At 66.6% G+C, this 17,657-nt stretch carries 13 protein-coding genes; 5 read left to right on the top strand and 8 right to left on the bottom strand.

Annotated features, from left to right (window positions below; genetic code table 11):
• The first annotated feature begins 28 nt into the window (after positions 1–28).
• Positions 29–1,621 carry a hypothetical protein gene (locus J2W68_RS08850; RefSeq protein ID WP_310234739.1) on the top strand — a complete coding sequence of 531 codons (1,593 nt, stop codon included), beginning with the start codon at positions 29–31 and terminating at the stop codon, positions 1,619–1,621.
• Positions 1,622–2,581: 960 nt separating this feature from the next.
• Here J2W68_RS08850 and J2W68_RS08845 read toward each other — a convergent pair.
• A complete protein-coding gene (locus tag J2W68_RS08845) occupies positions 2,582–3,007 on the bottom strand; it encodes a c-type cytochrome (RefSeq protein WP_310234736.1) in 426 nt (141 codons plus the stop codon).
• 8 nt (positions 3,008–3,015) lie between these two features.
• Positions 3,016–3,390 carry a c-type cytochrome gene (locus J2W68_RS08840; RefSeq protein ID WP_430539701.1) on the bottom strand — a complete coding sequence of 125 codons (375 nt, stop codon included), beginning with the start codon at positions 3,388–3,390 and terminating at the stop codon, positions 3,016–3,018.
• A 263-nt stretch (positions 3,391–3,653) separates the two neighbouring features.
• On the opposite strand from J2W68_RS08840, the gene J2W68_RS08835 reads away from it, so the two are divergent.
• Genes J2W68_RS08835 through J2W68_RS08825 form a run of 3 tightly spaced genes read left to right on the top strand, consistent with a single transcriptional unit; the run spans position 3,654 to position 11,367 of the window.
• Positions 3,654–4,775: an efflux RND transporter periplasmic adaptor subunit gene (locus J2W68_RS08835; RefSeq protein ID WP_310234731.1), complete on the top strand. Its 1,122-nt coding sequence runs from the start codon at positions 3,654–3,656 to the stop codon at positions 4,773–4,775.
• Positions 4,775–8,281: an efflux RND transporter permease subunit gene (locus J2W68_RS08830; RefSeq protein WP_310234729.1), complete on the top strand. Its 3,507-nt coding sequence runs from the start codon at positions 4,775–4,777 to the stop codon at positions 8,279–8,281. The genes J2W68_RS08835 and J2W68_RS08830 overlap by 1 nt, the downstream gene beginning before the upstream one ends.
• Positions 8,278–11,367 (top strand): efflux RND transporter permease subunit, encoded by a 3,090-nt coding sequence (locus tag J2W68_RS08825; RefSeq protein WP_310234726.1) that lies wholly within the window; start codon positions 8,278–8,280, stop codon positions 11,365–11,367. The genes J2W68_RS08830 and J2W68_RS08825 overlap by 4 nt, the downstream gene beginning before the upstream one ends.
• 799 nt (positions 11,368–12,166) lie before the next feature.
• Here J2W68_RS08825 and J2W68_RS08820 read toward each other — a convergent pair.
• From J2W68_RS08820 to ykgO, 6 genes are all read right to left on the bottom strand, one after another.
• The gene (locus tag J2W68_RS08820) at positions 12,167–13,399 is read right to left on the bottom strand and encodes a TraB/GumN family protein (RefSeq protein WP_310234724.1); all 1,233 of its coding nucleotides are present in this window, start codon (positions 13,397–13,399) and stop codon (positions 12,167–12,169) included.
• Positions 13,400–13,403: 4 nt separating this feature from the next.
• Positions 13,404–13,934, bottom strand: coding sequence for a GNAT family N-acetyltransferase (locus tag J2W68_RS08815; protein WP_310234722.1), 531 nt, complete (start codon positions 13,932–13,934; stop codon positions 13,404–13,406).
• A 3-nt stretch (positions 13,935–13,937) separates the two neighbouring features.
• Positions 13,938–14,840, bottom strand: a complete 903-nt coding sequence (locus J2W68_RS08810) for a carbon-nitrogen hydrolase (protein ID WP_310154838.1) — start codon at positions 14,838–14,840, stop codon at positions 13,938–13,940.
• A gap of 214 nt (positions 14,841–15,054) precedes the next feature.
• Positions 15,055–16,110, bottom strand: a complete 1,056-nt coding sequence (locus tag J2W68_RS08805; protein ID WP_310234719.1) for an agmatine deiminase family protein — start codon at positions 16,108–16,110, stop codon at positions 15,055–15,057.
• A gap of 4 nt (positions 16,111–16,114) precedes the next feature.
• Complete coding sequence (locus J2W68_RS08800) at positions 16,115–16,456, bottom strand: hypothetical protein (protein WP_310234715.1); 342 nt, start codon at positions 16,454–16,456, stop codon at positions 16,115–16,117.
• A 181-nt stretch (positions 16,457–16,637) separates the two neighbouring features.
• A complete protein-coding gene (ykgO, locus tag J2W68_RS08795) occupies positions 16,638–16,763 on the bottom strand; it encodes a type B 50S ribosomal protein L36 (protein ID WP_005913193.1) in 126 nt (41 codons plus the stop codon).
• Between the two features lie 118 nt (positions 16,764–16,881).
• Between ykgO and cmk the strand changes: the two genes are divergently transcribed.
• Entirely contained in the window at positions 16,882–17,559 is a 678-nt protein-coding gene (gene cmk / locus J2W68_RS08790; protein ID WP_310154848.1) for a (d)CMP kinase, read from the top strand.
• Positions 17,560–17,657: the final 98 nt, after the last annotated feature.

Here is a 17,657-nt window from a genome sequence, read left to right as displayed (position 1 = left end):
TCCCACCGCAGCCGGCGGCCGTCCCCGGATGTTCACTGCTGCCGACCTGATCGACGTGCTGCGCCGGCGCCGTTCGATCCGGCCGGAGGACGCGCCCGAAGGATTTCCCGCCGGTTGGACGCGCTGGTTCGACACCATGCGCGTACGTGTCGGTGCCGTGCGTGGCGCGACCGCCGAGGCGATTGTCGCCGTGCTCGTCGCGCGACCGGTGCCACCGCGGCGCAAGGGTCTTGTGCCAGCGAGTGCGCTGGCTGCTTGGGCCAGCCTGTTGCATCCACGTTGGGAGCCCGAGCCGCGCGAGCATCGCGGCCCGAAGCGCGTGTCGATGGCGCTCGCGTTGCTGGTGCAGGTGCTTTGGGTCGGCGGACTGCTGTTGCTGACCCAGGCTCACTTTCTTGCGCCGGCGCCAGCGGCGCAGGGCGAGGCGCATGTGGTGCAGGCCGTTTTCATCGGGGACGGCACGCCAGAGGATGCGGGCGCCGGCGACGCCGGCGAGCCGGTTCCGGCAGCGGCCCTGCAGGTGCCACCTGCTTCGACATCGACACCCACGCCGGCGGAACCGTCCGCGCCCCAGGACACCTCCGCCGTCCAGGACGCCGTGGTCGCGACCGAGCCGGTCGAGCCAACGGCGCAGGTGCTGCAGGTTACGCAGACACCGGTACCGGACATCGACTTCACCCTGCCGCCACCACGTCCAGGCGCCGCGCCCGAGGTCGCGTTGCGCGACCGCCAGGTGCCCGAGGCGCAGTTGCAGGCCGTCGAGATTCCGGCGCTGCGCGCCCCTGCGCCTCTGGCTGAAGTCACCGCGCAGCGGCGCGAGGTCGAGGTCGAAGTCCGCGACCGCAGCGTGCCGCAGCCGAGCGAGTCGCTGCGCCTGCCGACGCGCGCCTTGCCTTCGATCGCGGTCGATGCACCCGAGGTGCCGACCCGGCAAGTCGCGGACGTGGTTGCCCGCGAACGCGCGGTGCCGATGCGCGAAGCGCCGGCCCAGGCAGAGGCACCCGAGTCACCGGTCCCCGCACCCCCCGTCGCGGCGACGCCGTCGCCACGGCCACCGACGCCGTCTCCGCCTGGCGCGCGGACGCCCACCCCGAGCACAACCGCGGGTGCAGGTTCGCGTCCGGGCATGCCGCCGGGCGCTGCGCCGTCGGCGCGCGCCGGCGACGACTGGGGCGATGGGACGAGCGCGCGTGCGGGTGGCCCGCCTGGCAGTCCATCCGGCCTGATCGGCGCCGATGGCCGCCCACGCCTCGCCGGCGACGGCCGCGTGGGCGGCGGCCTGCCACCGGGCACGATCACCGAAGATTTCGCCCGCATCGATCGCGAAGGGACCTGGCTCAAGCGACCGCCGACCGACTATGAGCCCACGAGTTTCGACCGTTTCTGGACGCCCAGCGAAACCCTGCTCGAGGAGTGGGTGCGGCGTAGCATCAAGACCGTACTGATCCCGATTCCAGGGACGAGCAAGACCATCCAGTGCAATGTCGCGCTGCTGGCATTCGGCGGCGGCTGCGGCATCACCGATCCGAACATGCAGGATGTGGAGACCGACGGCCGGCCACCGCCGGATGTGCCATGGAAGCCGGAGCTTCAAGAAGATCAGGAGAGTCTTGGCGGCTGATTGATCCAGGCGCGGCGCCTGTGTAGTCGTGCCTCCTGTGCGCGTGTCGCTCTGCCATCGCCACTCCCGCGTAGGCGAGAGTCCATGGACTTTGCTCCGCCGTTCGTTTCTGCTTTTGCCGCGGCTTTGGCTTGGCTTGACTCCAGCTTTTGACGTCAATCGAGCCGTAAAGCGAGCCGAGCATCGCAGGGCGGCGGGGTCGAAGAGCAGCCCATGTCTGAGCGCAGCGAGTTTGGGCTGCGTGCCCCGTCGACCGAGAAGCGCAGGGGACCGCCGCGGCTGTATCGCGGTGGATCGCGTCCGGCGAAGACGGTTTTGCTTACTTTTGCCAAGACAAAAGTAAGCCGCGCGACAGCGCGGAAGCCCTGTCTTTGATCTTCGCTGCTGCGGTTGATTCTTTTTTTCTCGGAACATCAAGGTCGCAAAGCGACGAGCGAAGAAGCGTAAGCAAGTGCAGGGCTTTCGCCCGCTGCGCGTGCGAGTCCCTTTTGGATGGACCCAAAAGGAACCAAAAGGTCCCTTCGCCGGACGCGAGCCGATGCGATGAAGCCGCATCGGTTCCCTGTGCTCCTCACCTGACGCGGCACGCAGCCCAAACTCGCTGCGCTCAGACATGGGCTGCTCTTCGGCCGCGCCAGGCTCCGGTGCTCGGCTCGCTTTACGGCTCGATTGACGTCAAAGGCTGAAAGCCAAAGCCAAAGCCAAAGCCAAAGCCAAAGCCAAAGCCAGAGCCAGAGCCAGAGCCAGAGCCGAAGTCGAAGTCGAAGTCGAAGTCGAAGTCGAGGCAACAGCAAAAACCGGACGCACAAAACCGAGGCACGACGCGCAGGCCAGGCCGAAGCCTAGCCGGAGCAAATTGATTTGAAAGAAGAGTTAGGCCTTAGAGAACTACAGTTGCTCGTCCGCCGAAACAGCGGGCATGGGTCTTCGGGCGGCGCGCGCACGCGCCGCCAAACCTGCTCAGCGGTCGTGCGCCCCGCGCAGATCGCGCAGCTGGCTCGGCTGCGCCGCAAAGTACGCGGCGAGATCGGCGATCTGCTGATCGCTCAGACCCGTCGCCTGCTGCGACATCAGCGCGTGTTCGCGGTCGCCGTCGCGGTAGGCCTGCAGCGAATGGGCGAGGTAGTCGCGGAACTGGCCACCGATCTTGGGATAGGTCGGATCGATCGGTTCGTTGCCGCCGGCGCCGTGGCAGTCGATGCAGGTCTGGCCGGTGGCTGCGCTCTTGACGTTGGCAGCCTGTTCGCCGGCTTCGGTGGTGCCGGACGGCAGACCTGCGGACGAGCTGCGTGCGGGCTGGGCTTCGGGATCGTGCGACTGGCCGTCGCAGGCGGCCAGCAGGCCGGCGAGCACGAGCACGGGCAGGGCGCGGATCTGCCGGATCATCGCGCCGCTCACTTGGTCAGCTCCGAAAGGAAGGCGGCGATATCGGCGATGTCCTGGTCGGTGAAGCTCTGCGCCTGTGCCTGCATCGTCGGGTGACGGCGGGTACCGCGCTTGTATTCGTGCAGGGCGTTGACCAGGTATTCGGGCGATTGGCCGCCGATCTTCGGCACGTGGTAGTGCGGATAGACGTTGCGGTAGCCGTCGACGCCGTGGCACCCCTGACAGGTATAGGTCAGTGCCCGGCCGGTTTCGGCATTGCCGGTCAGCGGCGCATTGGTGGTCGGCGCATCGGCGGCAGGCGCAGCAGGTGCAGCAGGCGCAGCCGCATCCTGCGCGGACGCACTCAGGGCGGGCGTGGCGAGGGCAAAGCAGGCGGCGAGCATCAGCAGTCGCGTCATCGAGTTATCCGCAATCCTGAATGGCTGAAAGTGCTGTCTGGGAAGCGTGACTGCACCGGTAGCAGGCAGAACATCCTGCATGAACCGGTGCACAACCGGGCCAGTATAGCCACGGGCGGGGCGCAAACCCAATGGGCCGTAACATCCGCGGCGCTCTCCACCGGAGGTCACCATGACCTATGGCGCATTCAACGTCATGCACTGGTGATATACCTTGCTACAACACCGTAGGGGTCAATCGAATCCACATGTCCACACTGCATGCTTTCGCGTCCGCGGGACGCGTCCTGACTGGCGTCATCCTTGTATCCGCCGCCCTTGGTCTGTCCGCATGCAAGGGCGGGGGCGATGCCCAGGCCAAGCCCGGCGACAGCGCGCCGGCCCCCGTCCCGGTGGAGACCGAGGCGGTCGCGCGCCGCAGTGTGGCGGCCAGCTACGTCGGCACGGCCGCGCTGGAAGTGCCGCGCGGCGCCGATGTGGTCGCCAAGACCTCGGGCATCGCGCTCGAGGTGCTGGTCGAAGAGGGCGACACCATCCGCGCCGGCCAGCCGCTGGTGCGGCTTGACCCGGACCGCGCCCGCCTGGCCGTGCTGCAGAGCCGCGCCACGATGGGCAAGCTCGAGAACAGCTACCGCCGCGCGCAGCAGCTGGTGGACCAGCAGATGATCAGCGCCAATGATCTCGACCAGATCAAGTTCGATCTCGACACCGCGCGCGCCCAGCACCAGATGGCGGAACTTGAGCTGTCCTACACCACCGTGACCGCGCCGATCGCCGGCGTGATCTCGCAGCGCATGATCCGCACCGGCAATTTCGTGCAGATCAACACGCCGATCTTCAGCATTGTCGACAACGCGCGCATCGAGGCCACGCTCAACGTGCCCGAACGCGAGCTGCGCGTGCTCAAGCGCGGCCAGCCGGTGCGTCTGCAAGTCGATGCGCTGCCGGGCGAGAGCTTTGAAGGTGTGGTCGAGCGTGTCGCGCCGATCGTGGAATCGCGCAGCGGCACGTTTCGCGTGGTGACCGCGTTCGCCGGCAACGATTCACTGCGCGCCGGCATGTTCGGCCGCATCCATATCGATTACGACCAGCGCACCGATGCACTGGTGATCCCGCGCAGCGCGCTGCTCGACGAGGGTGACGAGACCGCGGTGTACACCGTGCGCGACGGCAAGGCGGTGCGCGTGCCGGTGGTGCTGGGCTACGTCGACGGCAACCTGATCGAAGTCCGCAGCGGCCTGGAAGACGGCGATCCGGTGGTCACCGCCGGCAAGGTCGCGCTGCGCGAGGGCAGCCCGGTGCAGGTGATCGGTGAGGCGCCGGTTGCGGCTGCGCCTGCGGCAGCCGACGCCCAGAGCGACGCGAAATAATGGCCGGCGCGCCGCACGACGGCCCTGCCGGCGACGGCCCGGCCTTGGATCCGCACGCCGCGCCGTCCGGCCGGTTCGATCTGGTCGAGTTCTCCACGCGTCGCCGGGTGACGGTATGGATGGTCGCGATCAGCATGATGCTGTTCGGCCTGATCGCGCTGACCAATCTCAAGGTCAACCTTCTGCCCGACCTCAGCTATCCCACGCTGACCGTGCGCACCGAATACACCGGCGCGGCGCCGTCGGAGATCGAGACGCTGGTCAGCGAGCCGGTGGAAGAAGCCGTCGGCGTGGTCAAGGGCGTGCGCAAGCTGCGCTCGATCTCGCGTACCGGCCAGAGCGACGTGGTGCTGGAGTTCGCCTGGGGCACCGACATGGACCAGGCGAGTCTGGAAGTGCGCGACAAGCTCGAGACGCTGCAGTTGCCGCTCGAAGTCACGCCGCCTGTGCTGCTGCGTTTCAATCCCTCAACCGAGCCGATCCTGCGCCTCGCGCTGACCGCCGGCGACAAGGGCGACGCCGTCGACGAACTGACGCGCATGCGTCGCTACGCAGATGACGATCTGAAGAAGAAGATCGAGCCCGTCGTCGGTGTGGCCGCGGTCAAGGTCGGCGGTGGTTTCGAGGACGAGGTGCAGGTCGATCTCGACCTGCAGCAGATGGCGCGGATCGGTCTGCCGATCGAGAACGTCATCCAGCGTCTGCAGCAGGAGAACATCAACCTCTCCGGTGGGCGGCTCGACCAGGGCACGCAGCGTTATCTCGTGCGTACGGTCAACCAGTTCTCGAGCGTCGAGCAGATCGGCGAGATGCTCGTCGCCACGCAGTCAGGCGGTGACGACGGCGCCGCAAGCGCTGCGCAGCAGATGGCCGCGATCGCTGCCGCGAGCGGTTCGCAGGCGGTGCTGGCGGCAGCAGCATCGGTGCAGAGCGCGTCGGGCGCGGACAGTTCGACGATCGGCGCTGGCCGCGCGATCCGTCTGCGCGATGTCGCCACCGTGCGGCAGGGCTTCAAAGAACGCGAAAGCATCATCCGCCTCGGCGGCGCCGAAGCGGTGGAGCTGGCGATCTACAAGGAAGGCGACGCGAACACTGTGGCGACCGCGGATGCGGTACAGGCGCGGCTGGACGTCATCCGCAAGGAACTGCCGCCGGACATGACCCTGACGGTGGTCGACGACCAGTCGAAGTTCGTGCGGGCCGCGATCCACGACGTGCGCACCGACGCGTTGATCGGCGGCACGCTAGCGGTGCTGATCATCTTCCTGTTCCTGCGCAACGGCTGGAGCACGCTGGTGGTCAGCCTCTCGCTGCCGATCTCGATCATCACCACGTTCTTCTTCATGGATCAGCTGGGACTGAGCCTCAATGTCATGTCGCTGGGCGGGCTGGCGTTGGCGACCGGCCTGGTCATTGACGATTCGATCGTCGTGCTCGAGAGCATCGCCAAGGCGCGCGAGCGTGGGCTGGGAATTCTGGAGGCCGCGATCTCCGGCACCCGTGAAGTCGGCATGGCCGTCGTTGCGTCGACGTTGACGATCATCGCGGTGTTCCTGCCGCTGGTGTTCGTCGAAGGGATCGCCGGCCAGCTGTTCCGCGACCAGGCGATGACGATCGCGATCGCGGTCGGTGTGTCGATGTTCGTGGCGTTGACGCTGATTCCGATGATGGCCTCGCTCAAGGGCCGTCCGCCGCTGGCATTTCCGGAAGAAGCGCCGCATCCGCAGTGGCATCCTGAAAGCCGTTGGCAGAAGCCGATTGCGGCGACCGGTCGTGGCATCGGCGCCGGTGTCCGCGGCGCACTGTTCGGCATCGCCTGGGCGGTAGTGCGTGCGTGGCGCTTCGTATCGGGAGGTACCGGGCGTGTCATGGGCCGGGCCAGCGATCTGGCGATGTCGCCCTACAACCGCGCCGAGCGCCGGTATCTGAAAATGCTGCCGGCCGCGCTGGCGCGCCCATGGCTGGTGCTGGGCATCGCGACCGCGGTGTTCCTGGTCAGCATACTGGCGGTGCCGCTGCTCGGTACCGATCTGATCCCGCAGCTGGCGCAGGACCGCTTCGAGATGACGGCCAAATTGCCGCCTGGCACGCCGCTGCGCGAGACCGATCGCATCATGCGTGAGGTGCAGCAGGCGCACGCCGGCGACGACGGCGTCGAACTGCTGTTCGGCGTGAGCGGCAGCGGTACGCGGCTGGACGCGAATCCGACCGAGAGCGGGGAGAACATCGGCAAGCTGAGCATCGTGATGAGCGGTGGCGGCAGTCGCGAGTTCGAAGCGCAGCAGACCGAGCGCCTGCGCGAAACGATGCAGCAGTATCCCGGTGTCGCAGTGGACTTCGCCCGCCCGCAGGTCTTCAGTTTCTCGACACCGCTGGAAATCGAATTGCGCGGGCAGGATCTGGAAGGTCTGGCCAGGGCCGGCCAGCGCATGACCGAACTGCTGCGGGCCAATCCGCACTATGCCGACGTCAAGAGCACCGTGGAGCAGGGCTTTCCCGAGATCCAGATCGTGTTCGATCAGGAACGCGCTGGCGCGTTCGGCCTGACCACGCGTCAGATCGCCGATGCGGTGGTGCGCGCGGTGCGCGGCGAAGTCGCCACGCGCTACAACTTCCGCGACCGCAAGATCGACGTGCTGGTGCGCGCGCAGGAGAACGAACGCGATTCGGTCGACCGCATCCGCAACCTGATCGTCAACCCGGGCAGCGCATCGCCGGTGCGCCTCGATTCGGTGGCCGATGTGGTGGCGACCGTGGGCCCGAGCGAGATCCATCGCGCCGACCAGGTGCGTGTGGCGGTGGTCTCGGCGAATCTGCGCGGGATCGATCTGGGCACCGCGATGGATGAGGTGCGGCAGATGGTGGCGGAGAATCCGCTCGGCCCCGAAGTCGGCCTGCACATCGGCGGCCAGGGCGAGGAGCTCGCGGACTCGATGCGGTCTCTGCTGATGGCGTTCGCGCTGGCGATCTTCCTGGTCTATCTGGTGATGGCCTCGCAGTTCGAATCGCTGCTGCATCCCTTCGTGATCCTGTTCACCATCCCGCTGGCGATGGTCGGCGCGATCGGCGCACTGCTGCTGACCGGCAACACGATCTCCGTCGTGGCCTTCATCGGATTGATCCTGATGGTCGGTCTGGTGGTGAAAAACGCGATCATCCTGATCGACAAGGTCAACCAGCTGCGCGAGGCCGGCGTGGCCAAGCGCGATGCGTTGGTCGACGGTGCACGCTCGCGCCTGCGGCCGATCATCATGACCACGCTGTCGACGCTGTTCGGCTTCCTCCCGCTGGCACTCGCCTTCGGTGATGGCGCCGAGGTGCGCTCGCCGATGGCGATCGTGGTGATGGGCGGCCTCGCGGTGTCGACCGTCCTGACGCTGCTGGTGATCCCGGTCGTCTACGACCTGCTGGACCGCAAGTCCGATGCGTACTACGCCGAACGCGGCCGCCGCGCGCGCCTCGGCGCCGCTGCCGATCGTCCCGACGCGGAGGTCAGCGCGATATGAGCATCGCCGAGCTGAGTCTGCGGCGTCCGGTCACGACCATCATGTGTTTCGTATCGATGGTCGTCATCGGGCTGATCGCCTCGGTGCGCCTGCCGCTGGAAGCGCTGCCGGATATTTCGGCGCCGTTCCTGTTCGTGCAGTTGCCCTATACCGGCGCCACGCCGGCCGAGGCAGAGCAGAATCTGCTGCGGCCGGCAGAGGAGACGCTGGCGACGATGAGCGGCATCAAGCGCATGCGCGGGCAGGCGGCAGCGGATGGCGCGTTCGTGATTCTCGAGTTCAGCGACTGGGACCGGGATATCACGATCAGCGCGTCGGAAGCACGCGAGCGCATCGACGCGATTCGCAGCGATCTGCCCGACGATTTCCGTCGCTATTTCGTGCAGAAGTTCTCGACCAGCGATCAGCCGGTGCTGCGGCTGCGGCTCGCGGCCAACGTCGACCTCTCCGGCAGCTACGAGCTCATCGACCGCCAGCTCAAGCGCAGGCTCGAGCGCGTGCCCGGCGTGGCGCGCGTGGAGATCAGCGGCGCGGCACCGAACGAGGTCGAGATCGCGGTCCAGCCCGACCGGCTGACCGCGCACGGGATCGAACTCAACGCGCTGGCGACCCGTCTGCGTGCGATGAACTTCTCGGTTTCTGCCGGGCAGATCCTCGACGGCGGACAGCGGCTGCGCGTGCAGCCGATTGGCGAGGTCGACGACCTGCAGCAGTTGCGCGATCTGGTCATCAACCAGCAGGGTCTGCGCCTGTCGGACGTCGCTGATGTCCGCCTGCGACCGCAACGCATGGATTACGGCCGTCGCCTCGACGGACGCGCGGCAGTGGGGCTGGAAATCTACAAGGAACGCGACGCGAACCTCGTCGAGGTCGCACGCAACGTACTGGCGGAAGTCGACAGCGCGCGCAGCGAACCGGGGCTCGAGGACATCGACGTCAAGGTCACCCAGAACATGGGCGAGGAGGTCACCTCGTCGTTGACGGAACTGGTGGAGGCGGGCGCAATCGGCCTGGTGCTGTCGATCATCGTGCTGTACTTCTTCCTGCGCCACTGGCCATCGACGCTGATGGTGACGCTGGCGATTCCGATCTGCTTCATCATCACGCTCGGCTTCATGCACTTCTTCGGCGTCACGCTCAACGTGCTGTCGCTGATGGGGCTGCTGCTCGCAGTCGGCATGCTGGTCGACAACGCGGTGGTGGTGGTGGAGAGCATCTACCAGGAACGCGAGCGCATGCCCGACCAGCCCTGGCTGGCCTCGGTGCTGGGCACGCGCCATGTCGCGATCGCGCTGTCGGCCGGCACGCTGAGCCACTGCATCGTGTTCGTGCCCAATCTGCTCGGCGAAACCAACCAGATCAGTATCTTCATGTCCCAGCTGGCGATCACCATCTCGGTGTCGCTGCTGGCCTCGTGGCTGGTCGCGGTGAGCCTGATCCCGATGATGGCGGCGCGGATGAAGACGCCGCCCGCCGTGGCGCGTCCCGATGGCCTGATCCCGCGCATGCAGCGCCGGTATGCGCGCGTGCTGCGCTGGTCGCTGGAACACCGCGGCTGGAGCGTATTCGGCATCCTGCTGATGGTCGCGGTCAGCCTGGTGCCGATGACCCAGACCAAGTTCGACATGTTCGGCGACGGCAGCGGCGGCAAGGAGATCCAGCTCTACTACCAGTGGAAGGGCAGCTATAACCTGCAGCAGCGGTCCGACGAAGTCCGCCGTTTCGAAACCTTTCTTGACGAGAACCGCGAAACCTACCGGATCCGGCAGCTCTACTCCTGGTTCGGCGAGGGCGGCGATTCGGGCACGATGATCACCTTCGAGGATTCGGTCGGCGATACCAAGCTGCTCACCGAGGCGATCAGTGCGGCGCTACCCAAATCAGCGCGCGCGGAAGTGGGCATCCGCGGGAGCTCGGGCCAGGGCGGCGGTGGCGGCGGTGGCGCCAGCCAGGGCGTGCAGGTGCAACTCGTCGGCGACTCGACCCAGGTGCTGCGCGAGATCGCCGACGGGGTGATCCCGATGCTTGCCGCCAATCCAGCCCTGCGCGATGTGCGTGTGGATGCCGGCGATCTCAACCAGGAGCTCACCATCCGCGTCGACCGCGACCGCGCGGCCGCGTTCGGTTTCAGCGCCGAGCAGGTGTCGAGCTTCGTCGGGCTGGCGCTGCGCGGCAGCCAGCTGCGCGAGTTCCGCCGTGGTGAGGAAGAAGTGCCGGTCTGGGTGCGCTTCGCGGGCGCCGAGCAGTTCAACGAAGCCGATATCGCCAGCTTCATGGTGCGGTCGCCCGACGGGCGCAGCGTGCCGCTGACGAGTCTGGTCGACATGCGCGTGGAGCCGTCGGCCAGCCGGATCACCCGCGCCGACCGCCAGACCTCGCTGACGCTGCAGGCTAACCTCGCCGGCGACACCACGATGCCTGATGCACGCAAGGCGCTGGAGCAGACACTCGAGACGGTCGCGTTTCCCGCTGGCTACGGCTACACGTTCTCCGGCAGCGGATTCGAGGATGACGCCGAGGCCAGCCGGCAGATGGTGTTCAACCTGCTGATCGCCGTGATCATGATCTACGTGGTGATGGCGGCAGTGTTCGAATCGCTGCTGTTCCCGGCGGCGATCATGAGCTGCGTGGTGTTCTCGGTGTTCGGCGTGTTCTGGCTGTTCTGGCTCACCGGCACGTCGTTCACAGTGATGGCCTTCATCGGGATCCTGGTGCTGATGGGCGTCGTGGTGAACAACGGCATCATCATGGTCGAGCACATCAACAATCTCAGGCGACGCGGCATGCCGCGTCTTGAGGCGCTGGTCGAGGGCAGCCGCGAGCGTCTGCGCCCGATCCTGATGACGATGGGCACGGCAATCCTGGCGATGATCCCGATCTCGCTCAGCGACACCGTGGTGCTCGGCGGCCTGGCGTATTCGCCGATGGCGCGGGCGGTGGCCGGCGGTCTGGCGTTCTCCACCGTGGTCAGCCTGCTGTTCCTGCCGACGATCTACGCGATCCTCGACGACCTGCGGCATGGCACCGCACGGCTGATCCGGCGGGCGCGGGGTGTGCACGCCGAGCCTGCTGCTGCGGCAGGCTGAGACGCCTTCCAGTATCCGGCGCCCTCGGGCGCCGGATCTTTTTGACCCTCGCTCTGGATTTTGATCTAGCTCTAGTTTTTGATTTCGCTCTGGCTTTCAGCCGTTGACGTCAATCGAGCCGTAAAGCGAGCCGAGCATCGCAGGGCGGCGGGGTCGAAGAGCAGCCCATGTCTGAGCGCAGCGAGTTTGGGCTGCGTGCCCCGTCGCCCGAGAAGCGCAGGGGACCGCCGCGGCTGTATCGCGGCGGATCGCGTCCGGCGAAGACGGTTTTGCTTACTTTTGCCAAGACAAAAGTAAGCCGCGCGACAGCGCGGAAGCCCTGTCCTTGATCTCCAGCCCTTCGGGCGAGTTCGTCGGATCGCCTCGAATCCAACGATTTAAAGTCGAGGCAAAGCCGAAGGTTCGAAGCGAACAGCAAGTGCAGAGCTTTCGCCCGCTGCGCGTGCGAGTCCCTTTTGGATGGACCCAAAAGGAACCAAAAGGTCCCTTCGCCGGACGCGAGCCGATGCGATGGAGCCGCATCGGTTCCCTGTGCTCCTCGCCTGACGCGGCACGCAGCCCAAACTCGCTGCGCTCAGACATGGGCTGCTCTTCGGCCACGCCAGGCTCCGGTGCTCGGCTCGCTCTACGGCTCGATTCAGATCAAGAGCCAGTGCCAGTGCCAAAGCCAAAGCCAAAGCAACAGCAACAGCAACAGCAACAGCGAAGCCAAAAACCAAACCCACGCCTGCAAAGACCAGGCGCTCCGATAGAGCGGCGCCTAAACCTTCCGCCGTCACTCAATCGCCAAAATCGCGCGTCAGCTAAGCACCTTGCCGGCGATCCGCAAACCCGCCACCCACACCCCGATGCTCGACCCGACGTTGGCGAGCAGGAAGCTCAACAGCGTGCGCGAGACGCGGTTGCGGTACCAGCCTCGCACTGTGCCGGCATCGTCGCGCAGCGAAAGGAAATCGTTGTACGCGGGCTTGCGTATGTAGGCCTCGATCAATCCGCTGACCAGTCCGGGGTTGATCCCGGGCGGACGGATCGGCTTCAGCGGCGCCATGATCGCGGCGCCGAGGATGCCGAGCGGATGCGACAGCGCCGCCAGTGCGCCGAGTGCGGCGAAGCCGGCGGTGATGACGATCCATTCTTTCACCAGCTGGCGGCCGAGTTCGGCGCCGCCCTGGTAATAGCCCCAGCCGATCATCGCCACGATCGCCAGCGTGATCGCGGTCATGACCCAGCGGACGCTCTGGCCCTTGGGGGCGTGTTCGAGTTCCGCACGTGTCGCCGCGGGGTCCTGGGCATCGTTGGCGAGATGGCGCGCCAGACCGGCGAGATGGCCGGCGCCGACCACGGCCAGCACTTCGCGCGCATCCCCGGCCTGCTCGCGCAGCTTCGCGGCCATGTAGCGATCGCGCTCGGCGATGATTGCCTCGTAGAGCTGCGGGCTGCTCTTGGCGAATTCGCCGAAGCTTGATTCGAGCATGTCGCCCTGTTTGAGCTTCTCGATCTCGTCTTCGCCGAGTTCGTCGGATGCCATCAGTCCGCCGAGCAGGCTGCCGATCAGCTTCAAGCGGCCGAAGAAGCCGAGCTTCTTCGACGCGCGCTTGAATGTCAGGCCGACATCGCGATCGATCAGCGCAACCGGCAGATCGCGTTCGTTCGCCAGCGCGACTGCGCGCTTGAGCTCAGCGCCGGGTTCAATACCGAGTTGCTCGGCAAGGCGGCGCTGGTAGGCGGCCAGCGCGAGATTGGCGGCGAACAGCGCAACGCGGCCCTTGCGGATCACGTCGACCAGATTGAGTTTGGCCAGTGCGTCGGGATCGCTGATCGCTTGCAAGCGCTGCGCGTCGAGTTCCACCGCAACCGCATCGAACGCGCCGCTGCCGATCGCATCCTCGACCGCCTCCACGCTGACCCGCGACACATGTGCGGTACCGAGCAGGGTGTAGCGCACACCGTCGCGCTCGACGATCGCATGCGGCTGCGACTGCCAGGACGTGGCGCCAGTAGGCGTCGTCGCGCCGGTCATCGGTTCGGTCATCGGATCATTCGTCTTCGGGAGGAGTGGCGGCGCCATCGCCGAGGGCGCGCTGCATCAGGATGGTGTCGAGCCAGCGTCCGTGCTTGCGGCCGGAGCCGGGCAGCACGCCGACGGTCTCGAAACCGAGCCTCTGGTGGAACTGCACCGATGGGCCATCGAGCGGCGGGCCGATCACCGCCATCATCTGCCGGTAGCCACGCTGCGTGCACAGCTCGATCAGCCGTTCCATCAGCACGCGTCCGATGCCGTGGCCATGCTGTGCATGCTCGACATAGACCGAACTCTCGACCGTGAAACGGTAGCCGATGCGGGTGCGGAATCCGCCGGCGTAGGCATAGCCGGCGAACACGCCATCGCGGATCGCGACGATGTACGGATAGCCGGCCGACGTGATCGTCAACCAGCGGCGCCGCATCTCGTCGACATCGGGCGCGTCGTATTCGTAGGTCGCCACGCCGTCCGCGACTTCGCGGGCGTAGAGCGCGGTGATGGTGTCGAAATCGGTTTCGACCGCGTCGCGGAGTTCGAGGGGCATGGGTCAGTCGATGTAGCGCTTGAGCAGATCGCCATAGGCGTCGATGCGACGGTCGCGCAGGAACGGCCAGATGCGACGCACATGTTCGCTGCGGCCCAGATCCACTTCGCAGCTCAGTATGGTCGGGTCGGTCCCTGCCTCGGCGAGGAACTCGCCCTGCGGGCCGAGCACATGGCTGTTGCCCCAGAAGTCGATGCCTGACGCGCCGATCGGTGACGGCTCGTGGCCGACGCGATTGCATGACAGCACCGGCAATCCGTTCGCGACCGCGTGACCGCGATGGCTGAGGATCCAGGCATCGCGCTGGCGCTTTTTCTCGTCATCGACGTCGGTCGGATCCCAGCCGATCGCGGTCGGATACAACAGCAGGTCCGCGCCTGCCAGCGCCATCAGCCGCGCAGCTTCGGGATACCACTGGTCCCAGCAGACCAGCAGGCCGAGCCGGCCGACCGAGGTGTCGATCGGCTTGAAGCCGATGTCGCCCGGCGTGAAGTAGAACTTCTCGTAGAAGCCAGGGTCGTCGGGGATGTGCATCTTGCGGTACTTGCCCGCCGTGCTGCCGTCTGCGTCGAAGACCACGCCGGTGTTGTGGTACAGCCCCGCTGCGCGGCGCTCGAACAGCGAGCTGACCAGCACCACCTTGTGCTGCTTCGCCAGCGCGGCGAGACGCTCGGTGCTCGGGCCGGGGATGGGTTCTGCAAGATCGAATTCGTCGACGGATTCGTGCTGGCAGAAGTAGGCACCGTTGTGCAGCTCCTGCAGCAGCACAAGCCTCGCCCCCTGTTTTGCGGCCTCGGCGACGCGCGCTTCGATGACCGACAGGTTGGCGTCGGCATTGCCGGCGCCCTGGTCGATGACGGCGCGCTCCTGGATCAGCGCGACAGGCAACGTGGTCTTGCGGGACATGGATTCGAACCCTCGGAGGATTGCGACAATGCTAACGCGCCGCTGCGTGCGGGCAGATAAACGAGGTGATCCACGCGGCGTCGCACGCGATGCAATCCATCGTGTACGACGCCAGCCCTCGGGCCAGGAGCTCGCGCCGGAGTCGCTGACGGGCACTGGATGGACGGAGCCGACACCCGAGGTCCGACTCGCGACGCCGGGCGTTTTTCCGGCGTCAGCCGGGCAGCGCGTCCCGCAGCAGGCCGGCGGGCAACTGCATGGTGATGCAGTGCAGACTGCCGTTCTGCCAGATCAGCGGTCGGCACGGCACCTGCACGATTTCGCGGCCCGGATGCGCTTGCGCGAGCACGGCCGCTGCGGCGTCGTCTGCCGGATCGCCATAGGCCGGCATCAACACCGCGCCGTTGAGGATCAAGTAATTCGCATAGCTCGCGGCGAGACGACGCCCATTGTCGAGCACCGGCTGCGCCCACGGCAGCGGGAACAGCCGATACGGCGCGCCCTCGCGGGTGCGCAGCGCGGCGATTTCATCGGCCATCGCCTGGAGCTCGGCGTAGTGCGGATCGGTGGCGTCGTCGCAGGCCTGGAACACGATCGCATCACCCGGCGCGAAGCGGGCGAGGGTGTCGATATGCGCGTCGGTGTCGTCGCCTTCGAGATAGCCGTGGTCCAGCCACAGCACGCGATCCTGCGCGAGCCAGTCGGACAGCTTCGCGGTCAACACTTCACGCGATGCGTCCGGATGCCGCTCGTGCAGGCAGCGCCAGGTCGTCAGCAGCGTGCCCGCACCGTCGGTTTCAATCGCGCCGCCTTCGAGCGCGAAGTCGATCTCGCGTCGCCGCGCGTCGTCGGCGAACACCCCGGCAGCATGCAGATGACCGACCAGCAGATCGTCCTGGCTTGCGTCGAACTTGCCGCCCCAGCCGGTGAAGCGGAAATCGTTGAGCAGAAACGCGGCATCCCCACGGCGCAGCGAGATCGGGCCGGAATCGCGCAGCCAGGTGTCGTCGTACGCTGCTTCGACGAAACGCACGCGCGCCATGTCGATGCGATTCGATGCCAGGCGCACGTAGGCATAGCTCTGGATGTCCTCGTCCGGCACGCAGATCACGACGGGCTGGAAACGGGTGATCGCCGCGACCAGTGCGATGTACGTGTCTTCGACCTCGCCCAGGCGCGCGGCCCAGTCGGTGTCTTCGTTCGGCCAGGCGATCAGGATCGCGGACTGGGGTTCCCACTCCGCGGGGAAGCGCAATGCGTGTTCGGTCATGGGCTCAGCGAATGGCGGGCTTGGGGCCGATCTCCGACGCCGTGGCACGGTTGGCCACGGTGTCGATGACCCGGTTCCGCTCGAAATAGACGGTGAAGGCGGGGTAGACCCAGCGGTTAATCGTCGGCCACTGGCGCTTCTGGCCACCACGCGCGTCCAAGCGCTCGCTCGGCACGCCAAAGCGGGCTTCGACATCCGCCATCGACATGCCGCGTGTCGGTACGTTAGCGCCTGCGGGCTGTTTGCTGCGGTCCACGAGCAGGGTGTCCGCAGCGGCGGGCAGGCTGGCGAGCAGTGCGCAGCTCAGCGCGGCGCCTGCGAGGATCGAAGCGAAGGAACGCGACATGGCGGTGACTCCTGGGCAGGACAGCGATGGAGGTGAGGGCGCCGACAGGGCGCACGCGCCTGTTTATCAGAATTCGCGCGACGACGATGCCGACGCGGTACGAGAAGCGCCGCAAACGAAGAAAGGCCGCATCGCTGCGGCCTTTCTCGCGTGCATGCCGCATGCGCGGCAGCAGCGCGTCTTAGCGCTGACGCGCCTTGAAGCGCGGGTTGGACTTGCAGATCACGAAGACCTTGCCGCGGCGACGCACAACCTTGCAATCGCGGTGGCGGGTCTTCGCCGACTTCAGGGACGACAGGACCTTCATGGTGAACCTCTGGGATGGGATACAAACAGCAAGCCGGCTATTCTAGCTGCTCTTTCCCACACGATTCAAGCGCTTGGGCGTTCGCTCGCGAACATGGCCCCCGGCGCAGGAGATGCAGATGACGGCGACGGTGCCGGTTTTGACGATCGACGGGCCTTCGGGTTCCGGCAAGGGCACGATCAGCCGTGCGGTGGCGCAGCGGCTGGGTTGGCATTATCTGGATTCAGGCGCGCTCTATCGCGCGGTGGGCGTCGCGGCCGGCTGGGCGGACCTCGATCTCGACGATGCCGGCGCGCTGGTGCGCTGCACCTTCGATACGACCATCGGCTTCGATGAAGGGGGCGAGGAGCTGCGCGTGCTCGTCAACGGCCACGACGCCACGGATGAACTCCGGACCGAAACCGCCGGCGCGGCTGCCTCGGCTATCGCTGCGATTCCCGAGGTCCGCGCTGCACTCAAGGACCGGCAACGGGCATTCAGGGTCGCCCCGGGCCTCGTCGCCGACGGTCGTGACATGGGCACGGTGATCTTCCCCGACGCAGGCTGGAAGGTGTTCCTCACCGCGAGCGCGGAGGAGCGGGCGGACCGTCGCTATAAACAGTTGAAGAACAAGGGGGTTTCGGTGACAATGGACGGTCTGCTGCGCGAGATCCTCGCCCGCGACGCCCGCGATGCCAACCGTGCGGTGGCGCCGTTGCGGCCGGCCGAAGACGCCGTCCGCATCGACACCACTGGTCAGGGCATCGAAGCTGTCGTCGAACGGGTGCTCTCATTACTGCCTGCACGCAACGCCTGATCCGATCCGGGGTCGGGCGTTTGTTGCAAGCCGGGGTGGTCCGTTTCGGGCTGCTTCGGCGTTGTTGAAAAGTGTGACGTTTTATCGCTGTACCGCTG

This window comes from Luteimonas terrae, assembly GCF_031457535.1.
Lineage (GTDB): Bacteria > Pseudomonadota > Gammaproteobacteria > Xanthomonadales > Xanthomonadaceae > Luteimonas > Luteimonas terrae_A.
This window is presented reverse-complemented; position numbering and strand designations above follow the sequence as displayed.